Annotated in this window: 19 protein-coding genes and 1 pseudogene; 6 read left to right on the forward strand and 14 right to left on the reverse strand. The window is 61.4% G+C overall.

All coding sequences use genetic code 11. From position 1 onward, the window contains the following. The first annotated feature begins 297 nt into the window (after positions 1 to 297). The gene (locus D0B32_RS22260; protein ID WP_117336466.1) at positions 298 to 501 is read left to right on the forward strand and encodes a DUF1289 domain-containing protein; all 204 of its coding nucleotides are present in this window, start codon (positions 298 to 300) and stop codon (positions 499 to 501) included. A gap of 189 nt (positions 502 to 690) precedes the next feature. On the opposite strand, the gene D0B32_RS22265 is transcribed toward D0B32_RS22260, so the two are convergent. From D0B32_RS22265 to D0B32_RS22295, 7 genes are all read right to left on the reverse strand, one after another. Continuing rightward, a complete protein-coding gene (locus D0B32_RS22265; RefSeq protein WP_404935579.1) occupies positions 691 to 1,335 on the reverse strand; it encodes an OmpW/AlkL family protein in 645 nt (214 codons plus the stop codon). Positions 1,336 to 1,417: 82 nt separating this feature from the next. Then, on the reverse strand, positions 1,418 to 2,608 hold the full coding sequence (locus tag D0B32_RS22270; RefSeq protein WP_117336468.1) for a nitronate monooxygenase family protein: 1,191 nt from the start codon (positions 2,606 to 2,608) through the stop codon (positions 1,418 to 1,420). Between the two features lie 214 nt (positions 2,609 to 2,822). After that, the gene (gene cyoD / locus D0B32_RS22275) at positions 2,823 to 3,155 is read right to left on the reverse strand and encodes a cytochrome o ubiquinol oxidase subunit IV (RefSeq protein WP_117336469.1); all 333 of its coding nucleotides are present in this window, start codon (positions 3,153 to 3,155) and stop codon (positions 2,823 to 2,825) included. Further along, positions 3,156 to 3,764, reverse strand: a complete 609-nt coding sequence (gene cyoC / locus D0B32_RS22280; RefSeq protein WP_117336470.1) for a cytochrome o ubiquinol oxidase subunit III — start codon at positions 3,762 to 3,764, stop codon at positions 3,156 to 3,158. Then, positions 3,764 to 5,773, reverse strand: coding sequence for a cytochrome o ubiquinol oxidase subunit I (gene cyoB, locus D0B32_RS22285; protein ID WP_117336471.1), 2,010 nt, complete (start codon positions 5,771 to 5,773; stop codon positions 3,764 to 3,766). The genes cyoC and cyoB overlap by 1 nt, the downstream gene beginning before the upstream one ends. Positions 5,774 to 5,776: 3 nt before the next feature. Further along, entirely contained in the window at positions 5,777 to 6,649 is an 873-nt protein-coding gene (gene cyoA / locus D0B32_RS22290; protein ID WP_181969889.1) for a ubiquinol oxidase subunit II, read from the reverse strand. 486 nt (positions 6,650 to 7,135) lie between these two features. Next, the gene (locus D0B32_RS22295; protein WP_117336790.1) at positions 7,136 to 8,728 is read right to left on the reverse strand and encodes an ABC-F family ATPase; all 1,593 of its coding nucleotides are present in this window, start codon (positions 8,726 to 8,728) and stop codon (positions 7,136 to 7,138) included. A gap of 307 nt (positions 8,729 to 9,035) precedes the next feature. On the opposite strand from D0B32_RS22295, the gene D0B32_RS22300 reads away from it, so the two are divergent. Beyond that, positions 9,036 to 9,242: a dodecin gene (locus tag D0B32_RS22300; RefSeq protein WP_117336473.1), complete on the forward strand. Its 207-nt coding sequence runs from the start codon at positions 9,036 to 9,038 to the stop codon at positions 9,240 to 9,242. A gap of 142 nt (positions 9,243 to 9,384) precedes the next feature. Here D0B32_RS22300 and D0B32_RS22305 read toward each other — a convergent pair whose 3' ends face one another. The 4 genes from D0B32_RS22305 to D0B32_RS22320 all read right to left on the reverse strand — a co-directional run bounded on the left by D0B32_RS22305 (position 9,385) and on the right by D0B32_RS22320 (position 14,303). Continuing rightward, positions 9,385 to 10,479: a BMP family ABC transporter substrate-binding protein gene (locus D0B32_RS22305; protein WP_117336474.1), complete on the reverse strand. Its 1,095-nt coding sequence runs from the start codon at positions 10,477 to 10,479 to the stop codon at positions 9,385 to 9,387. 87 nt (positions 10,480 to 10,566) lie between these two features. Further along, positions 10,567 to 11,496 carry an ABC transporter permease gene (locus D0B32_RS22310; RefSeq protein WP_117336475.1) on the reverse strand — a complete coding sequence of 310 codons (930 nt, stop codon included), beginning with the start codon at positions 11,494 to 11,496 and terminating at the stop codon, positions 10,567 to 10,569. A 19-nt stretch (positions 11,497 to 11,515) separates the two neighbouring features. Continuing rightward, positions 11,516 to 12,634 carry an ABC transporter permease gene (locus D0B32_RS22315; RefSeq protein WP_117336476.1) on the reverse strand — a complete coding sequence of 373 codons (1,119 nt, stop codon included), beginning with the start codon at positions 12,632 to 12,634 and terminating at the stop codon, positions 11,516 to 11,518. Positions 12,635 to 12,725: 91 nt separating this feature from the next. Then, positions 12,726 to 14,303, reverse strand: coding sequence for an ABC transporter ATP-binding protein (locus D0B32_RS22320; protein ID WP_117336477.1), 1,578 nt, complete (start codon positions 14,301 to 14,303; stop codon positions 12,726 to 12,728). A gap of 255 nt (positions 14,304 to 14,558) precedes the next feature. On the opposite strand from D0B32_RS22320, the gene D0B32_RS22325 reads away from it, so the two are divergent. Continuing rightward, the gene (locus D0B32_RS22325; RefSeq protein ID WP_074764203.1) at positions 14,559 to 15,491 is read left to right on the forward strand and encodes a LysR substrate-binding domain-containing protein; all 933 of its coding nucleotides are present in this window, start codon (positions 14,559 to 14,561) and stop codon (positions 15,489 to 15,491) included. Between the two features lie 61 nt (positions 15,492 to 15,552). Here D0B32_RS22325 and D0B32_RS22330 read toward each other — a convergent pair whose 3' ends face one another. Next, on the reverse strand, positions 15,553 to 16,983 hold the full coding sequence (locus D0B32_RS22330) for an 8-oxoguanine deaminase (RefSeq protein ID WP_117336478.1): 1,431 nt from the start codon (positions 16,981 to 16,983) through the stop codon (positions 15,553 to 15,555). A gap of 614 nt (positions 16,984 to 17,597) precedes the next feature. On the opposite strand from D0B32_RS22330, the gene uraH reads away from it, so the two are divergent. From uraH to D0B32_RS22345, 3 genes and pseudogenes are all read left to right on the forward strand, one after another. Continuing rightward, positions 17,598 to 17,951, forward strand: a complete 354-nt coding sequence (uraH, locus tag D0B32_RS22335) for a hydroxyisourate hydrolase (protein WP_117336479.1) — start codon at positions 17,598 to 17,600, stop codon at positions 17,949 to 17,951. A gap of 366 nt (positions 17,952 to 18,317) precedes the next feature. Next, positions 18,318 to 19,511, forward strand: coding sequence for a urate hydroxylase PuuD (locus D0B32_RS22340; protein WP_117336480.1), 1,194 nt, complete (start codon positions 18,318 to 18,320; stop codon positions 19,509 to 19,511). 331 nt (positions 19,512 to 19,842) lie between these two features. After that, positions 19,843 to 20,091, forward strand: a pseudogene (locus D0B32_RS22345) (helix-turn-helix transcriptional regulator); the annotation flags it as partial. Positions 20,092 to 20,344: 253 nt separating this feature from the next. On the opposite strand, the gene D0B32_RS22350 reads toward D0B32_RS22345, so the two are convergent. Both D0B32_RS22350 and alc read right to left on the reverse strand, forming a co-directional pair. Further along, positions 20,345 to 20,857: an ureidoglycolate lyase gene (locus D0B32_RS22350; protein WP_117336481.1), complete on the reverse strand. Its 513-nt coding sequence runs from the start codon at positions 20,855 to 20,857 to the stop codon at positions 20,345 to 20,347. Then, on the reverse strand, positions 20,854 to 21,867 hold the full coding sequence (gene alc, locus D0B32_RS22355) for an allantoicase (RefSeq protein ID WP_117336482.1): 1,014 nt from the start codon (positions 21,865 to 21,867) through the stop codon (positions 20,854 to 20,856). Before alc ends, D0B32_RS22350 begins: the two co-directional genes overlap by 4 nt. Positions 21,868 to 21,886: the final 19 nt, after the last annotated feature.

Below are 21,886 nucleotides of genomic sequence, written 5' to 3' on the forward strand. Positions count from 1 at the left end.
TGTGCTGGGCTGGACGTCCTGGTATCCATTCGATTGGCTTTCATTGCGCGAGGCACGCCGAGGAATGGACACGCTGCGATGGGCGATCACGCCCAGAACGAAGGCATTTTGTAATCATTCGCGTGCGGGATGCATTCGGCTTACGGCTTTCGCCGTCTCGCCGGTCAGGACTTTCAGCTCGCGCTTGAACCATGCGCTGGCCTCCAGCAACCCTGCGCCGACCCCGGGCAAAACCGGACTGTGACGCCGCATCGGTTAACATAGCGACACTTTCCGCTTTCCGAATCAAGGTCCCCGATGGCTTCGAATCTCCACGCACTGCCCGACAGCCCTTGCATCGGCGTGTGTTCCACGTTGTTCGATGAAGTCTGCAAAGGCTGCGGACGCACGGCCACTGAGGTATCGAACTGGGTGTTTCTGAGCGACGAGGAGAAGCGTGCGGTCTGGACGCGTATCGAGCAGGAAGGTACGGCGATGCGGTTCAAGAACGACCACCTGTAAGTTGCGCAGCCGTGCACTGTGGGCGTGTTCACGCTGACCTTCATGCCAGCGCGTAGGCCCCAAAAAAAACGCCGGGGATACCGGCGTTTTTGTTTTGTCGAACTGCATCGCAGTTGCGTCGCGGTTGCGTCGAGGGCGGCACGCCTCATGCATGCCGCTGACGCAACTCAGCACGCGGCGATGTGACGTCTAGAACTTCATCCCGACACCCAGCCCCACCACGACTGGATCGATACTCAACCGACCCAGTGCCTGACCGCCGAGCGACGCGTCCGTGTGCATCCAGATCTTCTTGATGTCGGCGTTGACGAAGAACGTCTTCGTAACCTGCACATCGACGCCGGCCTGCACCGCCGGTCCAAAGCTATGGTTGGTGATTGAAACAGGCTCGCCACCTGCGCTCAGACCGTTGTTATAGAAATACGTATAGTTCAGGCCCGCGCCCAGGTATGGTCTGATGCGCCCCTGATGGTTGAAGTGATACTGGAGCAACAGCGTGGGCGGCAACACGTTCACGCCACCCAGATTGCCGAGGTTCGACGTCACCTGATGCCGCGACGTGCCGAGAATCAGCTCGACCCCGAGGTAGTCGCGGATCATGTAAGTCAGATCCAGTTCCGGGACGATCGCGTTGTTGACACCCACCTGGAGTGCCGAGAGCGTGTTGGTGGTTTCGACGTTCGGGATGATGCTGATCGCGCGCAAACGCACGAGCACATCGCCCGCATGGATACCGTCGATACTGTCAGTGCCGGCTGCATAGGCCTGCGACATCCCCAAGCCCATGCCCAGCACACAGGCTGCGGCGATGGCTGACTTGGCGCCTTGTTTCATTCTGGTCTTCATCTCGTTCCCCGTTGTTGATAAACGTGGCGAAGATTGTCGAAGGTCTGAATGCGCCTTGGCTTGACTGGGATCAACCGAGCGAAAACGTCCATCGACCTGCGACAGCCGGTCGCGCCACACCCGTCAGCAGCAACTCGATCAGGTCGTGCACGCTGCGAATCGCGTTGCCAAATGGCAAGCTCTCGCGACCCCGGAAAAACAGGCCGTTTGCGACATCGCCACGCAACGCAGCGGCAAGGCGTGTATCAATGCAGAAGTGACCGAACTTCTCGATGCCATCACGCAGGCCGCACACGCTCAGACATTCCAGTGCCGTCGGGCAGACGTTTTTCAGCGCACCGATTTTGTCGCGAATACGGCTTTCGTTGCGCAGATAACGTGTGAGCCACGGCGTCTTGACCGCGCGAGCCGGCAGGCCGGTCACGCTGACGAATTCGACGATGTCCTCGGGCCTCGCCTCGACCAGCACGCGCTTGAAGTTGGGGTGCGCATCACCCTCCTCCGTCACCGCGAACGGCGTGCCGATCTGCACACCATTCGCGCCAGCCGCGAGACACGTACGAACGGCCTCGTGACTGTTGATGCCACCCGCGACGATCAGCGGCACCTGCTGGCGGCTCAGGCCGAGCGAGGCAAAAATCTCCTCCACTTCCCGCAGCACGCGCGCGAAGTCGAAACGCGGGTCGTTCATGTCGGCGAGATTGGTGACGCCCAGATGGCCGCCCGCATGCGCAGGATGCTCGATCACGATGGCATCGGGCAGGCGGCCTTTTTTAATCCACTTCTTCAGCACCAGGGCAATGCCGCGGCTGTCCGAGAGAATGGGAATCAAGGCGATGTCGTGGCCTTGCGTCATATCGGGCAAATCGAGCGGCAGACCCGCGCCCATCACGATGGCATCTGCGCCGCTCTCGCACGCCACTTTCACGTAGTCGGCGTGCGCGTTGACCGCCTTCATCACGTTGACGGCGATCATGCCGCGCCCCGCGCTCAATTCGCGGGCGGCATGAATCTCACGGGTAAGCGCCGTGAGGTTCGCCCGCTCGAGCGTGGCCCGATCTGGATTCGCGCGGCACACCTCGATCAGATCCGCGTGATGGTGGCGCAGATCAATGCTGGCAATCGTGCCCATCGCGCCTTCTTGAGCCACGCTACCGGCCAGCCGGTGGGCCGAAATGCCGACCCCCATGCCGCCCTGAACGATCGGTAACAGGGAACGCCCGCGTATGACGAGCGGCGCAAAAGAATGAGATGACAACATGGAGGTCCGCTTTGATGAGGTAAAACATGGATAGTCGCTAATGGTGCGATGCGCGTATTGCGATAGATCAAAAAAAGGCGCGCCACAGCGGGCGCGCCTTTTGTGTCGGCGTGCGGCATAAAGTAGCCGCATGGCGCCGCCCGGCATCCTTTGGACGCGGGCGGTTCCTTTACGGCTAAACCGCAGATCGACTTGACCACCGATCACGCATGACTCATCGGGACATCATATTCATGCTCACGTTATGCATCACCCATACGGTGCCGCCGATGAGAATGACCGCTGCGATGGCGGTATAGCAAAGCGCCATCACATTCCACCGCTGTCCCGAGGACGTGTTCAGATGCAGGAAGAACACCAGGTGCACGACGATCTGCACGAGCGCGAGCACCGCCAGCACCAGCATGGCCGACTGCGGCGGCACCAGGCCAGACATGACCAGCCCGAACGACGCAGCCGTCAACAGCACGGCCAGCACGAATCCAACGATGTACCCCGACAGGCTGCCGTGCGCCTCTTCTTCGTGAAGCGATTGCGTATGCGCCATTTAGATCACGCTCCCAAGATAGACAAACGAAAACACGCAGATCCATACGATGTCGAGGAAGTGCCAAAACAGGCTCAGACAGGCAAGGCGCGTGATCTCACGTTCGGACAGTTCGGGCTTGAGTACGATCTGCACTGCCAGCACCACCATCCAGATCAGACCCACGGTGACGTGCAGCCCGTGGGTGCCCACCAGCGTGAAGAACGACGACAGGAACGCGCTACGGCTCGGACCTGCGCCTTCGGCGATCAGATGCGAGAACTCGTTCAGCTCGAAATAGAGAAACGCGAGGCCCAGTACAAAGGTGACCGCCAACCAGCCGAGCACCACGCCGGATTTGCGCTTGTGAGCACCGAGCATGGCGAAGCCGTAGGTGATACTGCTTAGCAGCAGCACCGCGGTTTCCATGGCGACGCCCGGAATGTCGAACAGATCCTTGCCCGACGGCCCACCCGCGAACTGTTGCGACATCACGGCAAACACAGCGAAGAGCGACGCGAACAGCACGCAGTCGGTCATCAGGTACAGCCAGAACCCGAAGACCGAGTGCGACGGAGCGTGCTCGCTCTCGAGTTCGGCCAGGTTGGCGAAATTAGTCTTTTGCAGCATCAGTTGACCTCCGCAGGGGCACGGACGTTTTCACGTTTCATGAGCGCCGCCGCTCCATTTTTCTCTTCGGTCGCCCGGACCGTTTCCGCCGACAGGTAGTAGCCGTCGTTGTTGCCAAAGCTGCGGCCGATCACCGTTGCCATGATGCCGATGAGACCCAGCACCGCGAGCCACGTGATGTGCCACACGCCGGCAAAGCCCAGCAGCAGACTAAACACACCGATAAAGAAGCCCGCACTGGTATTCGAAGGCATATGAATCTCGCGATACACCACCGTCTTGCCCAGGCCCTGGCCGCTCTCCTTCATGTGAGCGAAGGCATCGAGTTCGTGCACGACCGGAATCGTCGCGAAGTTGTACACCGGCGGCGGCGACGAGGTCGCCCACTCCAGCGTGCGGCCATTCCACGGGTCGCCCGTCGTATCGCGGTAAGCCGGCAAATTGCGGTTACGCACGCTGACGATGACCTGCAGCACCTGACACACCACTCCAAGCGCGATCAATGCCACCCCACATGCGGCGATGATCAGCCACGGATGCCATGCCGGATTGTCGTAGTGATTCAGACGGCGCGTCATGCCCATGAAGCCCAGCACATAAAGCGGCATGAACGACACATAGAAGCCGACGAACCAGAACCAGAACGCGGCCTTGCCGAGCTTTTCGTTCAGCTTGAAACCAAACACCTTGGGGAACCAGTAATGCACACCGGCCAGATAACCGAACACCACCCCGCCGATGATCGCGTTATGGAAGTGCGCGATCAGGAACAGGCTGTTGTGCAGCACGAAGTCGGCGCCGGGAATGGCCATCATCACGCCGGTCATGCCGCCGATCGTGAAGGTAATCATGAAGCCGATCGTCCACAGCACCGGTGCGGTAAATTCCAGGCGGCCACGGTAGATGGTGAACAGCCAGTTGAACACTTTCACGCCGGTCGGAATTGCAATGACCATGGTCATAATGCCGAAGAAGGCGTTGACATCCGCACCCGAACCCATCGTGAAGAAGTGATGCAGCCACACGAGAAAGGCCAGCACCGTGATCACGCACGACGCGTACACCATCGTGCGATAGCCAAACAGCGGCTTTTTCGCGAAGGTGGCGATGACTTCCGAATAGATACCGAAGGCCGGCAGAACCAGGATGTACACTTCGGGGTGACCCCATGCCCAGATCAGGTTCAGGTACACCATCGCATTGCCACCGGCATCGTTGGTGAAGAAATGCATGCCGAGGTAACGGTCGAGACCGAGCAACGCCAGCGCGATGGTCAGAATCGGGAACGTGGCCATGATCAGGACGTTAGAGCACAGCGCCGTCCACGTGAACACCGGCATCTTCATCAGCGTCATGCCAGGTGCGCGCATGCGGATGATGGTCACGAAGAAGTTGATGGCAGTGATCAGCGTGCCGACACCCGAGAGCTGCAGACTCCAGATGTAGTAGTCGACCCCGACGCCCGGACTGAATTGCAACTCGGAGAGCGGCGGATACGCCAGCCAGCCGGTTTGCGCGAACTCGCCAATTACCAGAGACAGGTTGATGAGGATCGCGCTGATCGCCGTCATCCAGAACGAAAGCGAGTTCAGGAACGGGAACGCCACGTCTCGCGCACCGACCTGCAACGGCACGATCAGGTTGAACAGGCCCACCATGAGCGCCATTGCCATGAAGAAAATCATGATGACGCCGTGGGCCGTGAAGATCTGATCGTAGTGATGTGGCGGCAGATAGCCCGGCGAATGGTAAGCCAGCGCCAGTTGCAGCCGCATCATGACGGCGTCCACGAAGCCGCGCAGCAGCATGAGCACGGCCACTACGATGTACATCACGCCAATCTTCTTGTGATCGACGCTGGTGAGCCACTCGCTCCACAGCCACTTCCATTTGCCGGACCACGTCAACGCGCCCGCTACGGCGAGCACGAGGAGTACCATCACGGCCCCCGCACCCATGATGATGGGCTGATCGAACGGAATCGCCGATAGTGTCAGTTTTCCGAACATGAATTACCTCGTCGTGCTGCAATTTTCGTTCTGCAGATCCAGAACGTGGCCGTTGTTGTACTTCGCGATGATGTTGTGGAACAGCTTCGGATCGACCGAGGCGAAGTACTGGACGGGATCTTTCTCGCTAGGCTGCGAGACGGTGTTGTATTCGTTCATGTCGAGCCGGCCCGGCGATGCCTTGACGTTTTGCACCCAGGCATCGAACTGTTGCGGGCTTTGCGCGAGTGCGCGGAATTTCATGTCCGAAAAGCCCTTGCCGCTGAAATTGGCGGATACGCCGGCGAAGTCGCCCGCGTGGTCCGCGATCAGATGCAAGCGCGTCTGCATGCCTGCCATCGCATAGATCTGGCTGCCCAAACGCGGAATGAAGAATGAGTTCATGACCGAGTCCGAGGTGATCCGAAAATTGACCGGCGTGCCGACCGGGAAAGCCACCTGATTCACCGAAGCAATGCCGAGATCCGGATAAATGAAGAGCCATTTCCAGTCGAGCGCCACCACTTCCACGTTGATAGGCTTGACCGACGATTTGAGCGGCTTGTACGGATCGAGGTCGTGCGTGGTATTCCACGTCAGGATGCCGAGGCACAGGATGATGATGGACGGTACCGTCCAGATAACGACTTCGATTGCGGTGGAATGCGCCCATTTGGGCGCGTAGGTTGCGCGGCGATTGCTGGCGCGGTAACGCCATGCGAACCACAGCGTCATGAGGATCACCGGCACCACGACGATCAGCATCGTGAAGGTTGCCGTACCGATCAGCGTTTTTTCCGCGGCGCCGACGCTGCCTTTCGGGTCGAGCACATCAAGCTCGCTGCACCCGGAAAGACATGTTGCCAACATGGTTGTCAACGCGGCCCCAAGGGGCATCCACACCCTGTTTTTAAGGACTCCCATGTTCATGATATTTGCCTGTTCTTCATTGAGTCACCCCCGATTTCTGCTGCAATGTTCTGCTGCAACTTGCAACGTGCAAGCGACGCACACAACGGTGTACGTCGCGGGATTCTACGAAGGACAGTTCAAGGTCAATTTGATCCTGGCCAAGAAAAGCGCAGAGGGTTTGTCAAATTGAGTTGATGCGTTGACCAGGACAGAAAGCTATGTAAGAGAGCTTTGTCCAGGGACACGCGCAAGACGAATGAAGAGACGCCTGCGGCCGGCGCCGAGGTCACTTACTGGAAAGAGATGGAAAAGCGAGAACAGCGGAAGGAGTGAAGCGAACCACAGGGAAACTAAAGGGAAAAACTTCGAAACTTGCGTTGCACCCAAAGACCTGAACCGGTCTGTGGGCGTATCGGGTGCAACGCAATCACATCGACATCAGTACCACTACGACGCAGCGACGCAGTCGTATTACTGCACGCCCTGGCTCGCGAGGAAGTCCTCGTAGTTGCCGCCAAAGTCATACAGCGTGCCGTCCGAACGCACCTCGATGATGCGGTTCGCCAGGCCGCTCACGAACTCGCGGTCGTGCGACACGAAAATCAGCGTGCCTTCGTACTTGTCGAGCGCGATCTGCAGCGATTCGATGGATTCCATGTCCATGTGGTTGGTCGGCTCGTCCATCAGCAGCACGTTGTGGCGGCCCAGCATCAGCTTGCCCCAGATCATGCGGCCTTTCTCGCCACCGGAAAGCACCTTGACCGACTTGCGGATGTCGTCCGCGTTGAAGAGCAGCCGGCCCAGCGTGCCGCGCACCATCTGCTCGTCGTCGCCTTCCTTGCGATAGCCGTCAATCCAGTCCATCAGCGTGACGTCGTCAGGAAACTCTTCGTAGGTATCTTGCGGCATGTAGCCGATATTCGCGTTCTCGGCCCACTTCACCGAGCCGTGATCGGTCTTGACGCCGCCATGCAGCGAGCGCAGCAGCGTGGTCTTGCCCGCGCCGTTCTGGCCGATGATGGCAATGCGCTCGCCCGGCTGCACGCTGATGCTGAAGTTCTGGAAAATCGTCCGGTCGTACTTCTTCGTGATGGTGTCGGCCACCACCGCGATGTTGTGCAGCTTCTTCTCGTACTCGAAGCGGATGAACGGGTTCTGCCGCGACGACGGCTTGAATTCCTCGATCTTGATCTTGTCGATCATCTTCAGACGGCTGGTGGCCTGACGCGCCTTCGACTTGTTGGCCGAGAAGCGGCGCACGAAGTCCTGCAGGTCGGCCACGCGTTCCTTCGCCTTGGCGTTGGCGTTCTGCTGCCGCTCGCGGGCCTGCGTGCTGGCCAGCATGTAGTCGTCGTAATTGCCCGGATAGACCTTCAGCGTGCCGTAGTCCATGTCTGCCATGTGCGTGCAGACCTGATTCAGGAAGTGTCGATCGTGCGAGATGATGATCATCGTCGAGTTGTACTGGTTGAGCATGTCTTCCAGCCAACGGATCGAGTTGATGTCCAGGTTGTTGGTCGGCTCGTCCAGCAGCAGCACGTCCGGCTTCGAAAACAGCGCCTGCGCGAGCAGCACGCGCAGCTTCCAGCCCGGCGCCACGTTGCTCATCGGGCCGTTGTGGTCTTCGATGGCAATGCCAATGCCGAGCAGGAGTTCGCCCGCGCGCGCCTCGGCCGTGTAGCCGTCGTATTCGGCGAACTTGGCTTCGAGTTCGGCGGCGTGCATGTAGTCGTCGTCGGTGGCGTCCGGGTTCGCGTAGATCGCGTCGCGCTCGGTCATGGCAGCCCACATTTCCGTGTGGCCCATCATCACGACGTCGAGCACGCGCACGTCTTCGTACGCGAACTGGTCCTGGCGCAGCTTACCGAGGCGGATATTCGGTTCCAGCATGACGTTGCCCGAACTCGGCTCCAGGTCGCTCCCCAGAATCTTCATGAACGTGGATTTGCCGCAGCCGTTCGCACCAATCAGGCCATAGCGGTTCCCTTCCCCGAATTTGACCGAGATGTTCTCGAAGAGGGGCTTTGGCCCGAATTGCATGGTGATATTTGCGGTAGACAGCACGGCGCGTCCTTTGAAGATGGTTTGCAGCGAACAACCCAATATTTTAGCAGGTTATCAAGATGTTAGGCCGTTTCGGGGGCGTTTCTGTGGCGGGATCCGGACCGGCGGGCGGCGCTCTTGGCACCGGATCGTTGTTCTGCCGGGTTGATTTCGGCTGATCCGGCAGCAAAGACAGCAGGCATGCGACGTGCGCCAGCTTGTGACAGACGCAAGGCAAACCCAAGGCAAACCCACGGCCAACCCAAGGCTCGTTGCTGCAGGCCCGTTGCCTATACTTTTTTCACCAACCCGGAAGAAGGAGGAGAAGATGAAAGATCACGTCTACAAGCAGATCGAATTGACCGGCTCGTCGGAGAAGTCGAGCGACGACGCGGTGCGCACCGCGATTGAAAAAGCGTCCAAAACCCTGCGCAATCTGCACTGGTTCGAAGTCACCGAAACGCGGGGCCACATCGAGGGCGACAAGGTCGTGCACTGGCAGGTGACGATCAAGGTGGGGTTGCGCATCGAATAGTGAGCGGCGCGTCGGCCATCGCGCGTCAGTCGGATCATTGGCCGGATGCAAAAAAGCTGCGCCCTTGGGCGCAGCTTTTTAAATGCCGCGAAAGCGGCGGCGGCCGGAGCACCTTCCCACCGCCACCATCACGTCACCGTCGTCACTTCGGCAACGAACCGTCCACGCCTTCCACGTACCAGTTCAGACGCTGCAGATCCGCATCGCCCAGCGTCTTGCCCGCGGGCACTTTCTCGGCACCGGACTGGTCCTTGATCGGCCCGGTGAACACGTCCCACTTGCCGCTTGCCAGTTGATCGCGCTTCGCCTCCACGTCCTTCTGACCCGCCGCCGGAATCGCCGACGTATTCAGGTCCTCCAGATTGACGGCTTTCTGCGGAATGCCCCACCACACCGGGTCGTTCTTCCACTTGTTGTCCAGCACCTGCTGGATCACCGCCGTGTAGTACACGCCCCAATGACCCACCACCGAACCCAGGTGAGCGTCCGGACCAAACTTCTTCATGTCCGAATCCCAGCCAAACGCATGCACATGCTTTTCCGATGCCGTGGCGAGCGTCGCGCTCGAATCGGTATTTTGCAGCAGCACGTCCGCGCCCTGCCCGATCAGCGTTTCGGCGGCCTGTTTTTCCTTGCCCGGATCGAACCAGCTATTGATCCAGATGACCTTGGTGTGAATCTTCGGATTCACCGAACGCGCGCCGAGCGTGTACGCGTTGATATTGCGCACCACTTCCGGAATCGGCACCGAGGCGACGAAGCCAAGCGTGTTGGTCTTCGTCACGTAGCCCGCGGCCACGCCGGCGAGGTACGCGCCCTGGTACATCCGCACGTCATAGGTGCCGAAGTTCGGCGCCTTCTTGTAGCCGGTGGCGTGCAGGAAGACCGTGTCCGGGAAGTCCTTCGCGACCTTCAGCTCGAAATCCTGGTAGCCGAAGCTCGTGCCGATGATGATCTTGTTGCCCTTGTTGGCGAGATCGCGGAACACGCGTTCCGAGTCGGCGGATTCCGGCACGTTTTCGACGCGCGTGACCTTGATCTTGCTGCCGTATTTGGCTTCGGCTTCCTTCGAACCCGCGTCGTGCGCGAAGGTCCAGCCCGCGTCACCCGGGTTGCCCAGGTAGACGAACGCCACACCGGGCGCGTCCGCAGCCTGCGCGCCTTGCGACAGCGTGACGCCGAGGCCCAGTGAAACGGCACCCAGCGCCGCAGCGGTCAGCAGGTTTCTTCTCTTCATGTTCTCTCCGTCGTTAGATGGTTGTTTGATGGTTGTTTCGCTGCTTTGTTGAAATTCGTCAGGGCGTTTGCGTTGCAGGTAACTGACCTACCCCGCGGCAAAAAACGGCTTGCCAAGCGAGGCCGGCGCATTCAGGCGGATGGTGTTCGGATTGCGCGAAATCAGCACCAGCACGACGACTGTCGCCACGTACGGCAGCATGGCGAGGAACTGCGTGGGCACCGGCACGCCGATCGCCTGGGCGTAGAACTGCAGGCCGGTCACCGCGCCGAACAGCAACGCGCCGATCAACAGACGCCCCGGACGCCAGGTCGAGAACACCACGAGGGCGAGTGCGATCCAGCCGCGTCCCGAGGTCAGTTGCTCCTGCCAGAGATGCAGGTTGACGATCGAGTAATAGCCGCCGGCGAGTCCCGCCATGCCGCCGCCGAAGGCCACCGCACCGTAGCGCACGCCGATCACGGGAAAGCCGACCGAGTGCGCCACCTGCGGCGACTCGCCGACCGAGCGCAGCACGAGGCCCGCACGCGTGCGATACAAAAACCAGCCGACCACGGCGAACATGAGGAACGCCAGATAGTCGAGCGGCGTGAGGCTGAAAAATGCGACGCCGAGCACGGGAATCTTCGAGAGCAGCGGAATGGTCCACACGTCGATGGTCGCGCGCACCGCCGCCGAGGTGTACGGCTTGCCGACATACGCCGACAGTCCGATGCCGAAGATGGTCAGCGACAAACCGGTGGCCACCTGGTTGGCGAGCATGGTCAGCGTGAGGAAGCCGAACAGCAGCGACATGGCGAGCCCCGCGCCAATCGACGCGAGCACGCCCAGCCACGGGTCGCCGGTCACGGCGGTGACCGCGTAGCCGGTGACGGCGCCCATCAGCATCATCCCTTCCACGCCGAGATTCAGCACCCCCGATTTTTCGGTGACGAGTTCGCCGACGCCCGCAAACATGAGCGGAATCGCGGCAGTGACAGCGCTCGAGGTCAGCGCGCTTGCTTGTTGAATATCCATGAGATCGGGTCGGGGTGAATCAGTGGGCTTCATTGGCCACGTGAGCGGCCACGGCACGGCGGCGCACGCGGTAGTTCACAAACAGGTCGGCGCCCAGCAGACAGAACAGCAGCAGCCCCTGGAATACGCCGGAGAGCGCCTGCGGCAACTGCAGCGAGGTCTGCACGGCTTCGCCGCCCAGATACAGCAGCGCCATCAGCAGACTCGCCAGCACGATACCCACGGGATGCAAGCGCCCCACGAACACCACGATGATCGCTGTGAAGCCGTAACCCGGCGACCAGGTGGCCTGCAACTGCCCAATCGGCCCGGCGATCTCGCCCATGCCGGCGAGACCCGCCATGCCGCCGCTGATGAGCAGCGACGTCCAGATGGTCTTCTTGTCCGAGAAACCGGCGTAGCGTGCGGCGAGCGGTGCGAGACCGCCCACGTTCATGCGGAAGCCCGCGAAGCTCTTGCGCATGAACAGCCACACGAGCGGTATCGCGATCAGCGTGACGAAGATCGACGCGTTAAGACGCGTGCCACGCAGGAATTTCCAGTGCCAGTCGCCGGCAAAAGTCGGATACAGCGCGTCGCCGCTAAACATTTCGGAGAGCGGAAAATTCATCCCCTGCGGATCGCGCCACGGTCCGCTCACCAGGTAGATCAGCAACTGCGTGGCAACGTAGGTGAGCATCAGGCTCGTGAGAATTTCGTTGGTGTTGTAGCGGCTTTTCAGGAACGCGGGAATCGCGGCCCACACCATGCCGCCGATCACACCCGCCAGCATCATCAGCGCCAGAATCCACCAGCCGTTCGCCTGATCGAAATAGATGGCCACGCCGCTCGCAGCGATCCCGCCAAGCAACATCTGACCTTCCGCGCCGATGTTCCAGACGTTGGCGCGATATCCGACCGCGAGGCCCAGGCCGATCAGACACAAAGGCGAGGCTTTGAGCAGCAGTTCCGACCAGCCATTCACGTTGGAAAGCGGTTCGATAAAGAACGCATGCATGGCCTGCAGCGGGTCGCGGCCCACGAGGCCGAAAATCACGAAGCCGATCACCAGCGTGAGCAGCGCGGCGATCAATGGCACGGCAAGCTGCATGGTGCGCGATGGCGCGGTGCGGGCTTCGAGTCGATACGGAAAGATCATGGGTCAGCGTCTATGCGTGGTATGCGTGTGAACGTGCAGGCGAAAGCTCGTGCGTCAAATGGCGCAGCGTATCGGTGCGTGTGTTTCCGGCTCAGGCATGCGCCGGCATTTCTGCCGACGGCGCCGCGCCCTCTGCGCGCTCGCCGAACAGGCCTGCCATCCAGCGGCCGATTTCCTCGGCGTTGGTATCGCCCGTTACGCGCACCGGCGAGAGCCGGCCGCGCGCCAGCACCGCGATGCGGTCGCAGATATCGAACAGTTCTTCGAGTTCCTCGGAGATCACGAGAATGGCCACGCCGCGCGCCGACAGATCCAGCAACTGCTGGCGAATGAACGCCGCGGCGCCGACATCCACACCCCACGTGGGTTGCGCGACCACCAGCACCTTGGGCGCCTGCAAAATCTCGCGTCCGACGATGTACTTTTGCAGGTTGCCGCCCGACAGGCTTTGCGCCAGCGCTTCGGTGCCGCCGCAACGCACGTCGAAGGCCTCGATGCATTTCTTCGCGAAGGCGCGCATGGCCCCAGCCTTGATCCAGCCGGAACGCACCATCTTTTGACGGTAGCCGGTCAGCAACGCGTTCTCCGCGAGCGACATGGCCGGCACCGCGCCACGGCCGAGGCGCTCTTCCGGCACGAAACCGAAACCCAGCGCGCGCCGGCCGCCCGCCCCCATTTTGCCGGCCGGTTTGCCGCAGATGGTGATCGCCTCCGCGAGCGCGCCGCGATGCTCGCCTGAAAGCGCCGCCAGCAGTTCGGCCTGCCCATTACCCGACACCCCGGCAATGCCGAAGATCTCACCGGCATGCACGCTGAACGACACGTCCTTGAGCGACGTGCCGAACGGATCGTCACTCGCCGCCGAGAGTTGCTTCACGTCGAGCAGCACCGCGCCGGGCGTGTGCGTGCGGCGCGTGTAGTCGGGCAACGAGTGACCGACCATCAGTTGCGCGAGCGACGCATGCGTCTCTTCGCGCGGCTTCACGTGACCCGTCACGCGGCCGCCGCGCATCACCGTGGCGGTGTCGCACAGTTCCTGAATTTCGTCGAGCTTGTGACTGATGTAGAGAATGCTGCAGCCTTCAGCCGCGAGACGCCGCAGCGTTTCGAACAGCTTTCTGACCGCTTGCGGCGTGAGCACGGAAGTGGGCTCGTCCATGATCAACAGCCGCGGATTCTGCAGCAGACAGCGCACGATCTCGACGCGCTGCCGTTCGCCCACCGTCAGGCTATGCACGTGACGCTGCGGGTCGATGTCGAGTCCATAGTCCGCCGACACCTCGCGAATGCGTTTGGCCAGCGTCTTGAGGTCGAACGGTTCATCGAGCGCGAGCGCGATGTTCTCGCCTACCGTCAGCGTCTCGAACAGTGAGAAGTGCTGGAACACCATGCCGACACCAAGCTTGCGCGCGGCCGCCGGGCTGGCGATCTCCACCGGCTGGCCTTCCCAACGGATTTCGCCGGCATCGGGGCGTACCGCGCCGTAGATGATCTTCATCAGCGTGCTCTTGCCCGCGCCGTTTTCGCCGAGCACCGCGTGAATCTCACCGGGGGCGACGACGAGCGTCACGTCGTCGTTGGCCCGCACGGCGGGGTATTGCTTGCTGATACCCGCCAGCACGAGACGCGGCACCGCGGCATCACCGTTGAAAGAAGAAGAGTCGCCCATGTGATTTCGTAATACGCCCGTTAAAGCCATTTGCAACGAGACGGCGCGCCCCGGACATTTGCGCCGTGTCACGACCCTGGTGGAATGACAATACCTAATTCGACCCTGTCAGTCGAGCCGCCAAAAATCCCCGCAAACCCACGCCACACCTTGCTGTGCGGGTATCCCACTCTTGACGCAACTTTGTGTTCATATTAAAAGTCATATACCCCCAAGCCAGTTCGATCAGCCAGAACATATATATTCGGAGAAGTTATGAGCCAGCAACGCGAGGCGATCGACACATACTTATTGCGCGTCTTGCACACGCTTTTGATGGAGCGCAGCGTGACGCGCGCGGCCGTCAAACTCAATCAGTCGCAACCCGCGATCAGCGCGGCGCTGCGCCGTCTGCGCGACATCACCGGCGACCCGCTGCTGGTGCGCGGCAAATCGGGCATGGTCCCCACCGAGTACGGCCTGCGCCTGCTCGAACCGGTGCAGAACGCGCTGCGCGAGATCGAGCGCATCAAGTTCCAGCAGCACAACTTCGACCCCGCCACCTCTATTCGCTGTTACCGCATTGGTTGTCCGGACTATCTGAACGTGCTGTTCGTGCCCACCGTGGTGGAGCGCTTCCGTCAGGCCGCGCCGAATGCCACGCTCGAATTTCATTCGCTCGGACCCGCCTTCGACTACGAACTCGCGCTCGAGGACGGCAAGCTCGATATCGTGGTCGGCAACTGGCCGGAGCCGCCTGAACAGTTGCATCTGTCCAATCTGTTCGTCGACCAGATCGTCTGCCTGATGAGCAATACGCATCCGTTCGCGAAGCGCGGCGGCCTGACGCTCGACCAGTATCTGAACGCGCCTCATCTTGCGCCAACCCCTTACTCGGTAGGCCAGCGCGGTGCGATCGACGTGCATCTGGCGCGCGAGCGGCTCAAGCGTCACGTGGTCGTCACCCTGCCGTACTTCAATCTCGCGCCGTACGTGCTGATCAAGTCCGACCTGATCTTCACCACGACGCGCCTCTTTGCCGATTACTACGCCAAGTTCCTGCCGTTGACCGTGGTACCCGCGCCGCTGGATTTCCCGCCCATGCAGTACTACCAGTTGTGGCACGAGCGGGTTCACTACTCGGACGAAGTGCGCTGGCTGCGCAGCCTCGTCGCCGAGGCCACCAAAACCTTGATCGACAAGCCCTGAGGCAGCGGGACTGCGGCGCGGGATCCGTGCCGCGACGCAGCCAGGCACGCCCCGCTTCGACCTAGGCAGCCGCCTCATACAGCACTTTCGCCAGCCGGTTGTGCTGCTCGATCACCGGCCCAAGCTCGAGCGTGGTCAGTTGCCCGTCCTTCACTACCACCTTGCCGCCAATCACGCTGTACGACACCTGCGACGGTGCGCAGAACACGAGCGCCGCGACCGGGTCGTGCAGCGCGCCGGCGAAGAGCGGCTGACGCAGATCGAACGAGACGAAATCCGCGGCCATGCCCGGCGCCAGCGCGCCGATGTCGTCACGATTCAGCACCCTGGCGCCGCCCAGCGTCGCAATCTCCAGCGCCTCGCGTGCCGACATCGCATCCGGACCAAAGCCGACTCGTTGCAACAGCAGCGCCTGGCGCACTTCCGCGACCATCTGGGCGCCGTCGTTCGAGGCCGAGCCATCCACGCCGAGGCCCACCGGCACGCCCGCGAGACGCATGCGCTTGATGGGCGCGATCCCGGAAGCGAGCCGCATGTTCGAACACGGGCAATGCGCGACGCCCGTACCGGTGCGCGCGAACAGCGCGATGCCCGGCTCGTCCAGCTGCACACAGTGGGCGTGCCATACGTCGTGGCCGACCCAGCCCAGATCTTCCGCATACTCAGCCGGCGTCATGCCAAATTTTTCCCGGCTGTAGGCAATATCGTTGACGTTCTCCGCCAGATGCGTATGCAGCGAGACGCCGTATTGCCGCGCCAACACCGCCGATTCGCGCATCAGATCGCGGCTCACCGAAAACGGCGAACAGGGCGCCACCACCACCCGCAACATCGCGTAGCGCCCGTCGTCGTGATACGTCTCGATCAGGCGTTGCGTGTCCTTCAGGATGTCCGGCTCGCGCTCCACGACGCTATCGGGCGGCAACCCGCCGTCCTTCTGCCCCACACTCATGCTGCCGCGGCTCGCATGAAACCGCATGCCGATCCGGCGCGCCGCCGCGATGCTGTCGTCGAGCCGGCTACCGTTCGGGTAGATATACAGGTGATCGCTCGAGGTCGTGCAGCCGGACAGCAGGAGCTCGGCCATCGCCGTGAGCGTCGAAACTTCGATCATTTCCGGCGTGAGATTGGCCCACACCTTGTAGAGATTCGTCAGCCAGCCGAACAGCTCAGCATCCTGCGCGGCGGGAATCGCCCGCGTCAGGCTTTGATACATGTGGTGGTGCGTGTTGATCAGGCCCGGTATCACCAGATGGCCACGCATATCCAGCACTTCGTCGGCCGTCTCGGGCAACTCCGCCGTTGGACCTACCGCGACGATCCGGTTGTCCTCGATGTACAGACCGCCGTCGCGCAGTTCGCGCCGGGCGCCGTCCATCGTGACCAGCACGTCCGCGTGCTTGACCAGCAGGGTCTTGCCACTGCGTTTTTCCTTGCCCGCGCTCCTCGATGAACTCGCGCCGGGGGCGTTGCCTGTTTGCTGCATCGTCATTCGCTTTCTCCGCATTGTTGCTGCCGTCACCGCGCGTCATTTGAGGCGGTAACGACGGGGCCGCGCCGGTCTCGCCATGAGGGGGCGTAAAACCGGCAGTCTGCAAAGTCGTTCGAACACGATGCGGCGGTCACGCTCGCCGTGCCGCCGCGTCTCTTTCGAACGCCGATGGCCCGGTTACCCAGCGTGCTACGCCGTCTTCGGGGTGCGCGGCATGAATGGCGCCGCGCACAGACGTAACCTTCGATGGTCAAAATAACGCTGACAACATGCGCCGATGCGATACCCGGGTTCACGTGGGCAATATAGTGGTCATTTTTGGCGCCGGTAGTATCAGGACGCCCACTCAAGCCGCGATGAGCGCCGTGCGGCAAGGGTTTGCTGCGGGTGTGCGGGCTGTGGTGAAGCGCCTTTCAGGAGGCTGTCATGCGCCAGGTATTATCTTTCCTATCGCTCGTGCCCGGACGGGAACATCCTTCTTAAAATGATTGCCACGGCGCTCGCTTCAATTCGCCGACGGGTATGTAGCCACTGACGTGGAGCCTCGATCCGCCGCAACGTATTCTGGATCGGGCCGCCGCCGAACCCCCGCATTCACATAAGGAAAATTGCGAATGGGAAAGCTCACTACCCATGTGCTCGACACCGCGAACGGTCGTCCCGGCGCGGGCATCAAGGTCGAACTCTTCGCGCTCTCCGGCGACACGCGCCGGGCGCTGAAAACCACCCTCACCAATGACGACGGCCGCTGCAACGAGCCGCTGCTCGAAGGCGACGCGCTCGTCACCGGCGAATACGAACTCGTGTTCGGCGCGGGCGATTACTTCGCTGCGATCGGCACGCGCGTGCCGGAGCCGCGTTTCGTCGACCGCGTGGTGTTGCGCTTTGGCGTCGCCGATGCCACCGCGCACTATCACGTGCCGCTACTGGTATCGCCGTGGTCGTACAGCACCTATCGCGGCAGTTGAGCGGTAACGCGCGAAGCGGCCGGTTCAGCTACCGAGGCATCGAGCGAGAGAGGCAAGCAGGGACGCACCGGCAGGCACGGGATGGAGACCGGGCAGATTGAGCGCCCGCCCTCACCGCCCTGCATTTCGCAGATACGAGGAGACATCTGCGAAGCGCAGTGAGCGCCATACACCCGCCTGATCGACGCGTAGCAAAGCGACGCCCGTATAACCGGCGCCGTGCGAACACCATCGAACGCACTGCGCCCCAATCAGCAGTCTGCGCGAGCGGCGCACTGCATGCCGGAGACACGACGGATGAGGTCGTGTCGTCGAAGGCAGCAACACAGCGCCGCGCGCACAACGAATCAGAAGTGGAGGAGTTTCATGGAAGGCTTTATCACTGACTGGCTGAACCTGGCCTTGCGCTGGTTTCACGTCATCGCCGCCATTGCGTGGATCGGCGAATCGTTCTATTTCGTCGCGCTCGACAACAGCCTGAAACCGCCAACCGATCCGAACCAGCGGCGTCGTGGCGTGTTCGGCGAACTGTGGCACGTGCACGGCGGCGGCTTCTACAACATGCAGAAGTACACCGTCGCGCCGCCCGAAATGCCGGACGACCTGCACTGGTCGAAGTGGCCGTCGTACACCACGTGGCTTTCGGGTGCGAGCCTGTTCACGGTGCTGTATCTGTTCTCGCCGAGCACGTATCTGATCGACACGAGCGTGATGGACATGGGCCCCGTGGTGGCCGTGTTCTCCGCGCTTGGCTTCCTCGCCGCTGGCTGGATCGTCTACGACTCGCTGTGCCGTCTGCTGGGCAACAAGGACAAGGTGCTGGGCATCTGCGTCGGCATCTATGTGCTGATCGCGGCGTGGCTCGCCTGTCATATCTTCGCGGGCCGTGCGGCCTACCTGATTGTGGGCGCGATGCTGGCCACCATCATGTCGGCCAACGTGTTCTTCGTGATCATTCCGGGCCAGCGCAAGATGGTCGATGCGATGCTCAAGGGCGACACGCCGAACCCGATCTACGGCAAGCGCGGCAAGCAGCGTTCGGTGCACAACACGTATTTCACGCTGCCAGTGGTGTTCGCGATGCTGTCGAACCACTACGCGATGACCTACACGAACCAGTACAACTGGGTCATCCTCGTGATGATCATGCTGGCGGGCGCGCTGATTCGCCAGTTCTTCGTGATGCGTCACCGTGGCCAGGTGCTGTGGTATCTGCCGCTCGTCGGTATCGTGCTGATGTTCGGCGCCCTCTTCTGGACGATGCCGCGCCCCGTCGTGCCGACCGCCGAAGCCGCCAACGCGCCGACGCTGAAAGTGGCCGACATCGCGCCGATCCTGCAACAACGTTGCGCGGCCTGTCACTCGGCCCATCCGACCTTGATGGGCAGCGCACCGGCTGGCGTCATGTTCGATACCCCGGACGAGATCTCACAGAATGCGCAGCGAATGTATCAGCAGGCGGTTACGTTGAAAGCCATGCCGCTGGGCAACGTCACGCACATGACGGACGACGAACGGCAGAAGATTGCCGCGTGGTTCCAGGGTGGGGCTGTGAAGTAACGGAGTGAGTGGCTAAGTGAGTTGCCGGGTCTGCTGAGGTTCAGCGGCTGGCACGAAGTGAAGCAGCAGAAGTGAAGCGGGCTTTTCGCGCAGGCGGAGAGCCCGTTTTTTATTGGGTTGCCGCGTTGGCTAGTGAGGGGGCGTCGCGGCGCGGTAGCTTGCCTACGGTGCGCTCGTGGGATGAATTGGTATTGTGTAGCCCACAGGCTACATGATATGCATTTAGGACATTAATTGTAGCCTGCAAGCTACAATCTCGGATTGCTGATATTGTATCCCTTGGGCTACAATATCAGCATATTAGGTCTAAATTGATGCCCCGAGGCTACAAATGACCAACCTCGCCGATGTTTCGGACATGCTCAAGGAAGCGCGCCGCGAAGCCAGTCTGTCGCAGGAAGAACTCGCGCGCCGCGCGGGCGTGGCGCGCACCACCGTGGCACGCATGGAGACGCTCGCAAAGAACGATATGAGCGTATCGGTGCTCGTCCGTTTGCTTGAGGCTGCGGGTTACGACCTTAAGGTTGTCGCGCACGGCCACGGTCGAACACTTGAGGACATCCTTGCCGAACAACGTGCATCATTCACGCGTCTCACAACCGCCATCGAAGCCGCAGGCTTCTCAGCCGCTGAACCTCCCGAGCGGCTACGTGAGGTCATCGGTCATTCGCCCTTGCTCGGCAAGCGCGGCCGGAAGTAGTCTCAACCACGCTTCATCACGCAACGCATGCCCACAAACAACAACGCCCACGGCATCCACCGTGGGCGTTGTCTTCAAACCATTCCAGCAATACGCGCAAAGCCAACAAACGCGCACCGCTACCGCTCAACCATCAAACCGCCACTGCATTCACCGCATCTTCAGTCAGCCAGAGCGACTCCAGCAGATCCTGCTCGTTGAGATTGAGCCCTTCACCGCCACGATCCACGACGATGAAATCGCTTACCTCGCCCAGCGCGATCAACGGATGGTGCCACACGCCCTTCACGTAGTTCACCCCCTGCCAGCCGCTCGTCACGAAGGCACGAATCTGCGCCGGATCGAGTTCGCCAGCCGGCGCGACCACGACGAGATACGGCTTGTCGTTCAATGGCACGAAAGCCTGGCTGCCGAGTGGATGCCGCTCCAGCATCTTGACCTCGAACGGCAGCGTGCGCGGCTGACCGCGAAACAGGTTCACGAGCGTGCGGCCACTTTCGTCCGTCACGTCCACCCTGGCGAGATCGTGGAAGCGGATCGTCGTGCCGAGGTTGATCGGAATCTGTTTCGCCCCTTCGAGTTCGATCACGTCGCCGAACGCGGCGAACGCTTCTTTCGTCAACGGTTCGATGGCCAGCGTTTTCATGATGCGAGCGTACCCCACAGACGCAGACGCGATACCCCGCCGTCCGGAATGATGTTAAAGCGCACGTGCGTGACAGGACCCAGCGCCGCCACTTCGCTTTCGAAGTAATGTTGCTTGTCCATCTGCAGTTTCTGTTCGCCCAGCAGCACCGGCCAGAACATGGCTTGCGTAATCAGCGAGCTGTCCGTGCCGCCCGTGACATACGCCGCCTGGATCGAGCAGCGATCCGGAAAATTGCCCTTGAAGTGCGCCGTATCCACTTCGATCTTCTTGATGACGCCCGGCTGCGCGAGTGCGACGATCGCCCAGTCGTTGCCCGGTTCGCGCCGGCGCCGCGTTTCCCAGCCGTCGCCCATGTTCACGCCACGACCCGGCATCAGAATCGTGGACGCTGCGCCGAAGTGCTGGTTGTTCGCCGCCACCAGATAGGCGCCGTTTTCCATCGAGGCCAGATCGAACTGCTCGGTGCGGCTCGCGCCCGCCCAATCCACCTGCGGCTGACCATACACACGCAGACGCGCGATGCCGCCGTCCGGATAGATATTCACGCGCAGATGCGTATAGGCGTTCGTATCGCTGACTTCGTGATAGTGGTGACTATTGCCCTGCAACGACGTAGACGGGACGATCTCGGTCCACTTCGTGGACTGGTTCGGCTGGCCGTCCACGACGCGCGCGGCTTCCACGGAAGCTGCCGGCGGGAAGTTGCCCGTGAAGTGACTCGTGTCGAGATCGAGACCCTTGATCACGCCCGGACGCGCGAGTTTCACCACGCACCAGTCGTAGCCGGTCGTACGCTTGCGGCGCGTTTCCCAGCCGTCCATCCACTTGCCGTGCTCGTCGTACTTGCCGGGAATGAAGACGGCGGGCTCCGGATTGAGCATGCGTTCTTTCGGCGCAAAGAAATCGTCGCTCGCCTCGAGCGCCTGCGCGCCGAGACGCGGGTCCGCCAGATTCACGTAGCGGCGGGTGAAGTCCGGTGCGTTGGGGTCGAGAATCGGGAGTGCCATCTTGTCATCCTTCCTGTCT

Source organism: Paraburkholderia sp. DHOC27, from assembly GCF_003429005.1.
GTDB lineage: Bacteria > Pseudomonadota > Gammaproteobacteria > Burkholderiales > Burkholderiaceae > Paraburkholderia.

What these genes read in the sequence shown, in the direction of transcription:
- cyoA (WP_181969889.1), bottom strand. Translation starts at nt 6,649, where the DNA reads ATGCCCCTTGGGGCCGCGTTGACAACCATGTTGGCAACATGTCTTTCC.
- D0B32_RS22325 (WP_074764203.1), top strand. Translation starts at nt 14,559, where the DNA reads ATGAGCCAGCAACGCGAGGCGATCGACACATACTTATTGCGCGTCTTG.
- D0B32_RS22300 (WP_117336473.1), top strand. Translation starts at nt 9,036, where the DNA reads ATGAAAGATCACGTCTACAAGCAGATCGAATTGACCGGCTCGTCGGAG.
- D0B32_RS22270 (WP_117336468.1), bottom strand. Translation starts at nt 2,608, where the DNA reads ATGTTGTCATCTCATTCTTTTGCGCCGCTCGTCATACGCGGGCGTTCC.
- D0B32_RS22310 (WP_117336475.1), bottom strand. Translation starts at nt 11,496, where the DNA reads ATGGATATTCAACAAGCAAGCGCGCTGACCTCGAGCGCTGTCACTGCC.
- D0B32_RS22260 (WP_117336466.1), top strand. Translation starts at nt 298, where the DNA reads ATGGCTTCGAATCTCCACGCACTGCCCGACAGCCCTTGCATCGGCGTG.
- D0B32_RS22340 (WP_117336480.1), top strand. Translation starts at nt 18,318, where the DNA reads ATGGAAGGCTTTATCACTGACTGGCTGAACCTGGCCTTGCGCTGGTTT.
- cyoD (WP_117336469.1), bottom strand. Translation starts at nt 3,155, where the DNA reads ATGGCGCATACGCAATCGCTTCACGAAGAAGAGGCGCACGGCAGCCTG.
- D0B32_RS22320 (WP_117336477.1), bottom strand. Translation starts at nt 14,303, where the DNA reads ATGGGCGACTCTTCTTCTTTCAACGGTGATGCCGCGGTGCCGCGTCTC.
- alc (WP_117336482.1), bottom strand. Translation starts at nt 21,867, where the DNA reads ATGGCACTCCCGATTCTCGACCCCAACGCACCGGACTTCACCCGCCGC.
- uraH (WP_117336479.1), top strand. Translation starts at nt 17,598, where the DNA reads ATGGGAAAGCTCACTACCCATGTGCTCGACACCGCGAACGGTCGTCCC.
- D0B32_RS22315 (WP_117336476.1), bottom strand. Translation starts at nt 12,634, where the DNA reads ATGATCTTTCCGTATCGACTCGAAGCCCGCACCGCGCCATCGCGCACC.
- D0B32_RS22330 (WP_117336478.1), bottom strand. Translation starts at nt 16,983, where the DNA reads ATGACGATGCAGCAAACAGGCAACGCCCCCGGCGCGAGTTCATCGAGG.
- cyoC (WP_117336470.1), bottom strand. Translation starts at nt 3,764, where the DNA reads ATGCTGCAAAAGACTAATTTCGCCAACCTGGCCGAACTCGAGAGCGAG.
- D0B32_RS22305 (WP_117336474.1), bottom strand. Translation starts at nt 10,479, where the DNA reads ATGAAGAGAAGAAACCTGCTGACCGCTGCGGCGCTGGGTGCCGTTTCA.
- D0B32_RS22350 (WP_117336481.1), bottom strand. Translation starts at nt 20,857, where the DNA reads ATGAAAACGCTGGCCATCGAACCGTTGACGAAAGAAGCGTTCGCCGCG.
- cyoB (WP_117336471.1), bottom strand. Translation starts at nt 5,773, where the DNA reads ATGTTCGGAAAACTGACACTATCGGCGATTCCGTTCGATCAGCCCATC.
- D0B32_RS22265 (WP_404935579.1), bottom strand. Translation starts at nt 1,335, where the DNA reads ATGAAACAAGGCGCCAAGTCAGCCATCGCCGCAGCCTGTGTGCTGGGC.